At 50.4% G+C, this 9,064-nt stretch carries 7 protein-coding genes; 3 read left to right on the top strand and 4 right to left on the bottom strand.

Annotated features, from left to right (window positions below; all coding sequences use genetic code 11):
* Positions 1 to 312: 312 nt before the first annotated feature.
* The 4 genes from LKK83_RS19980 to LKK83_RS19965 form a co-directional block, all read right to left on the bottom strand.
* On the bottom strand, positions 313 to 1,167 hold the full coding sequence (locus LKK83_RS19980; protein ID WP_324633068.1) for a 3'(2'),5'-bisphosphate nucleotidase CysQ family protein: 855 nt from the start codon (positions 1,165 to 1,167) through the stop codon (positions 313 to 315).
* Positions 1,168 to 1,331: 164 nt separating this feature from the next.
* On the bottom strand, positions 1,332 to 1,685 hold the full coding sequence (locus LKK83_RS19975) for a DUF1257 domain-containing protein (protein ID WP_324633067.1): 354 nt from the start codon (positions 1,683 to 1,685) through the stop codon (positions 1,332 to 1,334).
* A 141-nt stretch (positions 1,686 to 1,826) separates the two neighbouring features.
* The gene (gene ycf46, locus LKK83_RS19970) at positions 1,827 to 3,335 is read right to left on the bottom strand and encodes a stress-responsive protein Ycf46 (protein ID WP_324633066.1); all 1,509 of its coding nucleotides are present in this window, start codon (positions 3,333 to 3,335) and stop codon (positions 1,827 to 1,829) included.
* A 108-nt stretch (positions 3,336 to 3,443) separates the two neighbouring features.
* The gene (locus LKK83_RS19965; protein WP_324633065.1) at positions 3,444 to 3,797 is read right to left on the bottom strand and encodes a hypothetical protein; all 354 of its coding nucleotides are present in this window, start codon (positions 3,795 to 3,797) and stop codon (positions 3,444 to 3,446) included.
* 513 nt (positions 3,798 to 4,310) lie between these two features.
* Here LKK83_RS19965 and LKK83_RS19960 point away from each other — a divergent pair.
* The 3 genes from LKK83_RS19960 (at position 4,311) to LKK83_RS19950 (ending at position 8,243) form a co-directional block, all read left to right on the top strand.
* Complete coding sequence (locus LKK83_RS19960) at positions 4,311 to 4,844, top strand: hypothetical protein (RefSeq protein ID WP_324633064.1); 534 nt, start codon at positions 4,311 to 4,313, stop codon at positions 4,842 to 4,844.
* A 296-nt stretch (positions 4,845 to 5,140) separates the two neighbouring features.
* On the top strand, positions 5,141 to 6,667 hold the full coding sequence (gene hflX, locus LKK83_RS19955) for a GTPase HflX (protein ID WP_442957346.1): 1,527 nt from the start codon (positions 5,141 to 5,143) through the stop codon (positions 6,665 to 6,667).
* 733 nt (positions 6,668 to 7,400) lie between these two features.
* Positions 7,401 to 8,243 carry a cistern family PEP-CTERM protein gene (locus LKK83_RS19950; RefSeq protein WP_324633062.1) on the top strand — a complete coding sequence of 281 codons (843 nt, stop codon included), beginning with the start codon at positions 7,401 to 7,403 and terminating at the stop codon, positions 8,241 to 8,243.
* Positions 8,244 to 9,064: the final 821 nt, after the last annotated feature.

The following is a 9,064-nucleotide window of genomic DNA, read 5'->3' as shown; positions in this document are numbered from 1 at the left end:
ATAAAACTGTTCGTCTGTCAGTTGAATAATTGGGTTTAAATTGATTGCGATCGCGCTCATAACTGTCACCTCTTTTCTTTAGCATTACTCAGCATGTTGGTTCGCAGGGCATAAGCCAAAATTTCGATTATTTTGCCTAAATCACGCAAATAATATCGCGATGCGCCAGCCACTAACTGGCGAAGAGGGAGGGGATTGTGTGGGAGCGATGGGTGGGAATCGGAGAACCGCCTAAATATACTTTTAGTGTGAGATAACGGCCGATTTTTTTAGCGCGTTAAACAGTATATCTCACTAAAGCTATACTTGTGGCTACCGATTGCCGATCGCGGCCTCCCGGATGCGCGATCGCAGGGCTTCCACATAACGCGGCCACCCAATTAAAATTGGTTGATGGTGAATCAAGGTATCCGGAGCGATCGCACTGGGGTGAAAGCTCAAGGGTTCTCCCTCCAAGTCGCAACAGACCAATCCCGCTGCTTGGGCTAAAGCGATCGGGCCGGTGGTATCCCACAATTTTACCCGACCATTGAGATAAAGGTACAGACCGGCGCGACCGCAAATGACCTCCATCACCTTCAGACCAAAACTGCCGAGGGAAGAAAATGTGGCTCCTGGCACCAGTTCGGCGATCGCCTCGCCAAAATTGCGCTCGTCTTTGTCGCCAATAATAATCGGGCAGAAAGAGTCCGTGGGTGCGGGTGCCTCCACCGGCTGTAGTGGCTCCACCTCTGCTTCCCCGATCGCCTGAAACAGACCCCACCCCTTACCGCCATAGTACATTTGTTTTAAAGCGGGGGCATAGATCCACCCCGCCACCGGTTGAAAATCGCAGAGTAACCCGATCATCACCGCATAGTGGGGCTTGCGCTTGATAAACCCATCGGTGCCATCCAGGGGATCGATGCACCACAGTCGCCGATAACCAGCACGAAACGCCCGCCGCGATGGCTGGTTTTCCTCGGTAATAATTCCATCACAGGGAAATAGCCGCGCAAAACCCTGGGTCAGCCGGCGATCGAGTTCGCGATCGACGCTCGTTACGTAGTCTTCCGGACCCTTTTTCTCCACCACATACTGTTGTTTGGCCAGAATTTCTGCCTGCGTGCCGCACTGGCGCATCAACTGCCGAATTTCTGGATCCCGTTCTAAGGTAAAAGTTTCCATATCCACATCGCTATCGGGTTTGCTTCTGGCTTATTGTAGCGACTTTGTAGGGATATCCCCACCTCTGGCCTTCTCTACAAATCCCTCTAGATATGTCAGGATAAAAAAAAACGGGTTAACCCGCATTTGGTTAACCCGCCAGTTTGGGAACGCGCTCAGTTACTTTACTTTTGGACCACGAGCTTGACGTTAGCGTTCTGCAGACCGGGACGACGCACTTCGGCCAAGGTCTTGTTAACAGCGTACTTCTGATTGATGGCGTTGATCAGCTCAGTTTGATTGTGCTTCTTAGCAACGCCCCACAGGTCGGCAATCAGGTCATAGGTGCCGTCGCTGTTGCGAGACCAGCCGAGGTCATATTCGCCTTCGAGAACTGCCACTAAGTCGGCACGGACGCGCTGGCCATTGTAACCACGGACGTCAGCTTCGCTCTTGACGTTGATGCCTAAATCGCGCAAAGAGCTTTTCAGGATTTCGGCGTCGGTGATTTTGGTACGCAGGGTGCTAAAGTGAGACATTGGGATTTCCTCCTAAAAGTAGGTTTTTAGATACGACAACGTTTTGGATTTGAAGGGAACCGCATATAATGGCGGTATTTGTTCGAACTGCTAGCAAGAAGTTGCTAGCCTTTGCTCCTGTTTGGACCAGGAGAAAGCCTGTTAAAACTCCAGTCGCTGATATTCGGCGACAGAAGATGCAGCTGGTCGCGCCCGCTGTCTGGCCCATTCGCGCAGGGCCGATACCTGTTCTGTCATAGTCTTCGACAGTGGCAGCGTTGACTTGATTGCAGCGATAATATCCAACTGCGTAAATTCTCTATCTTGGGCAAAAGCTTCGTACATCGCAGCGATGACGGCTTGCTCGATTTCTGCCCCGGAAAATCCATCGGACACCTTTGCCAATTGTTCGATGTCGAAGCGATCGAGGTCTCGACGTCGTTTGGTCAGGTGAATGGTGAAAATTGCTCGTCGCTCTTCATCGTTGGGCAGATCTACGAAGAAGATTTCATCGAAACGCCCCTTTCTCAAGAACTCACCAGGCAGTCTTTCCACTCGGTTGGCAGTTGCCATCACAAACACTGGCGAGGTTTTTTCTTGCATCCAGGTTAGGAATGAACCGAATATCCGGCTAGATGTTCCGCCATCTGAGTCCGCAGACCCTCCGCTTCCACCAAATGCTTTGTCTAATTCGTCTATGAATAGAATCGCAGGTGAAATCGATTCGGCGGTTTTTAAGGCATTCCGCAGGTTCGCCTCCGATCGCCCCACCGTCGAGCCATCATATACTCGACCCATGTCTAACCTCAGTAGGGGCAAACCCCACAGGCGAGACGTGGTTTTGGCAATCATCGACTTACCGCAACCCGGTACTCCGAGAATCAACATCCCTTTCGGTTGGGGTAAACCATATTCTCGCGCCCGTTCGGTAAATGCGTTTGAACGCTGCCTCAGCCACCGCTTCAGCTCCTCGAGACCTCCCACTGAATCGATCGTATCGTCTTCTTCTATATACTCGAGAATCCCATTTCTGCGAATGAGTTGTTTTTTCTCGGACAGAACAATCTCGACTTCCGATTCGGTTAGCTTTCCGCTGGTCACTTGTGCCTTGCGGTACACTTTCTCGGCTTCGTCTTTCGTCAACCCTAATGCGGCTTTCAGTAATTTTTCCCGCGTTTCGGTATTGATTCGACGATTTCTACCCGACTCCAGTTGGTGCGATAGCACCTGATTGAGTTCTCCCATGTCTGGCAATGGAAAGTCCAGGACTACCACTTCTTTTTCCAGCTCGATGGGCACTTCCTGTATCGGTGACATCAGGATAATCGCTTTGTTGCTTCCTTTGAAGCTCGCGATCGCATCCCGCAACCACCGCGTCGTCGCTGGAGAATCAATAAACGGATGCAAATCTTTGAAGATAAACAAACCAGGCTCTCGCTGCCTTACCACCCACTCCACTGCCGCTTCTGGCGACACCGTGTTGTGTTGGGTTACGTTTCGGGGTTGACCGTACTCCACAATTCCATGCGTAACCGTCCATACGAAGACTCTTCTTTGGGGCTTGATCTGAGCAATCGTTGCGATCGCCTGCTCGGCCCGTTCTTCCTCGGAGGTCACGAGGTAGATTAAAGGATATTGAGCTTGGATTAAAATATTGAGCTCTTCTTTCATGACCATCGACCTTCTCTAAACGGTGCCTACAACATTATTGCTAGATCTTAATGCCCCTTTCTGTTTTTTTATGCGGAGCACAAGTTTCTCCCTGGTGGAAGTTTTCAGTTAGCAGGGAACTAATTGTTCCTCGCCTTGTTGATCGGTGCTCGATTGAATCTTTTGCACCTCTTCAACGGTCAACCCCTCTTCAGCCACTACGCTTGGCTGGTTTTTTAGGGATACCATCTCTCCATCGCGCATCACCACCGAGCTAGAACAATCTGGACAGGTGTAAACCTGATGGGTTCTTCCGTAAGTCGCTTCCTCTACTTCGTCTACCACGCCCGGATGAGCTAGATAAAAATCAATCGCTCTTTCGGCTATGGATGACATCGGTTCGGAATCTACTGCCGCTCGAATTTTGAGCTGGCGATGAAGTTCTGGTGGCAGATACAGAGTTACCTTTTGCTTATCTTGCATGACGCTGAATTGATTTACCCGGGTATGTCACCCATAGTAGCGGCTGTTTTTTGAACTGTCAAGATGCTAAACCACTTTAATGGCATTATTGTAATATTCCGTTACAATCTCTCGCCAGAGAAAAAATAGTTAAAGCCGAAAACCTGCCCCTAAAACATCACGGGTAGCGTTATTTGACACGAAAAACACTATCCGTAGTGTCAACCCGACCAAGCGATCGCAAATTGTAAAAAATGGCGTTTTTCCCCCTCGGGCACCCGCAAAATCCGAAAAAAGGATCCAAAATCCCCTACAGTCCCATTCACCCCCCCCCCCTATGAGGAGTCTCATCGTTGGGCGATCGCGATTCCCAAGGATCCAGCACCCCTTTCTAAATCCCACCCTTCTCCTCACCCGTCTCATTCACCCCCTCCATATATAGGAGTCGGCCCAGACTTAGGCGATCGCCTCCCCAGCATCCAGCCCCCATTTGCAAATGCCAATATAAAAGAAAGAGTACAAAGAGCAATCGCGATGGGGCCTTTTTCCGCGTACATCAGCACTCAAACTATCACCCGCTGGGCGTCAGCAGTTACCCTCAGCGTCATCCTCGCCGGTTGCACCGTAGCCAGAACTCCCCTGCAAACCCAATGGAACACCTACAACAATCCTCGCTTTCACTTCCAATTTCCCTATCCCACCGATTGGATCCCCCTCGATCCGCCCACCAATCTCGATGGACGGGCATTTCGTCACCCCGAACACCCAAACATAGAAGTCAGAGGATGGGCCAGACTCAACCTCACCCACCTCAATCTCCCCAATTCCCCCTCCCTCCACCCACCAAACTCCTCCGACTCTAACCTGACCACCGAACAAGGACTCCCCGCCTACTTAGACGTGGAAGTGGGTCAAGAGGAAACCCGGATGACCTTCACCCTCAAAACCGACCACATCATTTACAACCTGCAAGGGCGATCGCCCAACGATAAATTTGCCCAATATTACAAACTCTTCTATTACATCGCCACTCAATACCGCATCACCATCCAGGAAGAAAGCAAATAATCACCCATGACTAACCACCAACCCCTAATGCCATTCCTCCCGCGATCGCGATAAAATAGGCAGGGAACGCATTCGGAGGGCCAGGGCACTGGTCGCAAGCGCCTATCGAAACTATCTACGGAAACTTAAAAGGTCTGAAATCCAGCCAGCTCAAGCAGTTGCAACGGCTTTATCATCAAAAGCTGCCGGTAGATTCCATCACTACGCCGGAATTTGCTCAGCGTGTAGCTGCGATCGCTACGGAGATCGCAGAATCGGTTTGTGCCTACATCAATCGCCGGGGACAAGTGATTCGCGTGGGAGTGGGTTCGCCGCGTCAAACCCAAATTCCCCCCCTAGAATTACCCCGGTATGGTGCGGGCCGTCTCAGCGGGATTCGCTGCATTGCAACTCAGCACAAATCCCACGCACCCAATCAATCCGCATTAACCGCTATGGCGATTCAACGCCTGGATAGCTTGGTGGTACTCACCCTCACCGGTGAAGGATTCGAACGGCGCGGCGGCGGGGCGACCGGTTATGTGAAAGAAACCCATTTAGCCCATCTGACCCCGCCCACGGAAATGGAACCCGAGCAAAGCGATCGCGCGATCGCCACTTGGAGCGTTTCGCCGCCGATGAGCTTAGATATGCTCGCCAAACAGGACTTCCTCGACCTGGTAGAAGGACTCGAAGCTCAATTCGAACGGGAATTCGTCGCCTTAGAAGTGGATGCCGATCGCGATCGTGTGGTCCTCGTAGGGGTAATGACCGACTCCATGACCCCAGAACAATTTGAAAATGAACTCGCCGAACTCACCCGCTTAGTAGACACCGCTGGCGCAACGGTGGTCCAAACATTGCAGCAGAAGCGTTCCCGTCCCCACCCGCAAACGGTTGTCGGCGCGGGAAAAGTGGAAGAAATTGCCCTCTGCTCTCAAACCCTCGGGGCAAATCTAATCGTTTTCGATCGCGATTTATCGCCGGCGCAAGTTCGCAACCTGGAAATGCTTCTCGGCGTCCGCGTGGTAGACCGCACGGAAGTGATTCTCGATATTTTCGCCCAACGCGCCCGATCCAGTGCCGGTAAATTGCAAGTAGAACTGGCGCAATTGGAATACATGTTGCCGCGCCTGACCGGTCGAGGTCAAGCAATGTCCCGCTTAGGCGGTGGTATCGGTACCCGAGGCCCGGGGGAAACTAAGCTGGAAACGGAACGACGCGCCATTCAACGGCGCATCGCCCGCTTGCAAAAAGAGGTGAACCAATTGCAAGCGCATCGATCGCGGATGCGTCAGCGCCGACAGCATCAAGAAGTTCCTTCGATCGCGATCGTCGGTTACACCAACGCCGGCAAATCTACTCTTCTCAACGCCCTGACCAATGCGGAAATTTATACCGCCGACCAATTATTTGCGACTTTGGATCCCACAACCCGGCGCTTAGTGGTTCCCGATATGGCCACCGGAAAACCCCAGTCCATCGTGTTAACCGACACCGTGGGATTTATTCACGAGTTGCCACCTTCTTTGATGGATGCCTTTCGCGCGACTTTAGAAGAAGTGACCGAAGCGGATGCTTTGCTGCATGTGGTGGATTTGTCTCATCCGGCGTGGCAAAGTCAGATTCGCTCAGTGATGGAGATTTTAAGGGAAATGCCAATGACGCCCGGTCCGGCCCTGGTGGCGTTTAACAAAATCGATTGTGTGGATAGCCAGACTTTGGCGATCGCTCGAGCACAGTTTCCCCAAGCTGTGTTTATTTCCGCCAAGGGAAGTCTGGGGTTAGAAACTCTGCGTCACCGACTCGGACAACTGGTTCAATATGCCGTGGCTCCTCGCTAATCCGTGCATGACGCGATCGCTTTTCCCCGCCACAGCGCCCCTCATACCATAAAAATGCCGATTTTTTCGTTCTTTACCAAAACTTTAATTTATAGGGTCGATTCCTGTGAATCGACCCTATAAATTAGGATGACAAATTAACAATTAATAATTTGTACTCATTTTGGTCTCGACGCTCTATTTTAAATTTCCCCCCAACCGGGGAAAAGCGGGGAACAGAGCTACAGTGGGGAGAAAACCGCCTCGTTACTAAGAGCGCGATCGCCCTGGTATGGGAGCCGCCCCACCCCAAGGGGCGATCGTGACAATTGGAATCGCCAGCTTTGGGGATGAAATTGTCAGAAACATTGCAAGGTAAATGCATCAATATTCCTTGCATTTTCCGAGTTTACAGCTTCTACAGTCGGGATTATTTTTTACAAAAACCTTATCCTGGATCCTAAAACACATCAAAACTTAATCAATTAAACTTTTTACGTAAAGATTTTACAAAGTTTCGTCCAAAGCCTCGACGAGCAGTGGTTGAGCCAGATACAGTGGAGGAGAGAGGCAAACATCAGTTTGGTTCTCCATTGCGCGCAACCGGAGGAGGTGATTGACTTTAATCACACAGCGGGATGAGTCAGGCGGGCGTATGGGATCCCATGTCCCCCTCCCAATCGTCAAAGCTCATCCACCACCCCGGCAAAAAATTCGGTTGGACACAAGATGCTGGTAGGATTCGGTAAAGATTATGTTAAAACGATTGAAACAATTAACGGTAGGACTAACTGTCCTCGGTTCCATTGGGGTTTATTCGTTCGCTGTCGCCCCCGCTGCCTCAGCGTTTACTTTGATAGACAATGGCAGTATCGGAATTGACGAGGACGATGTAAATGAAGAGTTCACAATCATCTTTGATGGCAACGTCAACGAAAGTGATGTTATCGAACTCACCTCGGAAGCCATTTTCAAATTTCTCGGCTTTACTACGGTTGGAGGTAACACCGAGGCAAAATTTGATATTACCCTCGACAACACCTCCAGCGATGGAATCACCTCTAGAACCTCTGGCTTAGGGTTTAACGTCACGGACTTTTCCGACGGGAAGTTGTCCTTGCTATTTGCGGAAGAATCCACAGGCCCAGGACAAGGAAGGGGCAAGAACAACGAAACAACCGCTGAACTGACCCGCATTGATGGCTTATTTGAGAATGCCGTTGCTAACGGCAAATTACCCAATCAATTCGGAAACTTAGATGTCTGCTTTAGCGACGGTAACTGCACCGGCGGCAAAGATGGCGGCGTGAAAACCAATGATGAGCCGCAAAAGTTTACCGCTACCCTGGCATTGTCTGGTGACGTGAAAAAGTTCGCCTTGAATAACTTCGGCGTGCGCTACCAAAGTATTGATGGTAATGGTATGGTGGGCGCAAGCGGAACCGGGCGAGGTACTGTCAGTTGGGAGCCACCCACGCCACAACCTCGGGAAATCCCCGAACCAACCACGGCAACTGCCCTGTTACTGGTGGGTCTTGGTGCGTTTCGCTATGGCAAAAGGAAGCAAAACGCTCTGGTTGAAGAAACTGCTGGCTAGCTGATAGGGAGGGTGAAATCCTACTGCAAAAATTGATAGAGAGTTATTAGAGAGAGCGATTTGAGGCTCTCTAGAGGGAGCTGTTTGAGGCTCTTTAATTTTGCATCGCCTTACCTTCATGCTCCCCCAAGCTGTGGGGAGTTTTTTTAATTTAATCTTATACACTTAGTTTGCATACCGTTTTTATTACAAATAAGCAGCGATGCAGACTGTAGCCTATGCACTCAGACAATTGCTAAACCTGTGATGCTCGTTCCCACCAGCGCCAACCTTGGGATTTCCCTTCACAGGTCTTGACCTCTTCTTCTTGGCGCTTTATGAGCTTTGTGTAAACCGAGAATTATCCCAAATTCGGTGTCGTTAGCTACGGTATTGCTCAGAAAAACCTTGCCAAAATAGTACGAAATCAACACAGTAAAATCATATTGGTAGCGGTTTTCAGATGGGTTCGCAAAGAAATGCTTTCTGGATTCCCTTCCCGCCGGAAATGACAGGTTTTTAGCAGTAAAAATTTCAGCGTATTAAAAGCGATATTTAATCCATTTTTTGTGCAATTTAGATGTATGATTGCCGGGGCAGAAGCACAGAGCGATTTGACCAATCAATGCCATGCCCACCCCTCAACCCTGATGCGGTGAGTGGGGAAACCGATAAGGGAGAGGGGGCGGCTGAGCGGTTACCGAGAATCGGCGTAAAGCCCCCGGATTTATCCGTGGGGATATAAGCCGAGCGACTGACCCCCGATCCCCCGCAATTATATTCGTTGGACATGATAAGGCTTGGTGCTGTATAATATCATAAGGAGGTGAAGAAAATGTTTG

Origin of the sequence: Phormidium sp. CCY1219 (genome assembly GCF_035615515.1) — a bacterium.
GTDB lineage: Bacteria > Cyanobacteriota > Cyanobacteriia > Cyanobacteriales > Laspinemataceae > CCY1219.
The sequence above is the reverse complement of the archived record's forward strand: the minus strand, read 5'-3'. Positions and strand labels throughout refer to the sequence as shown.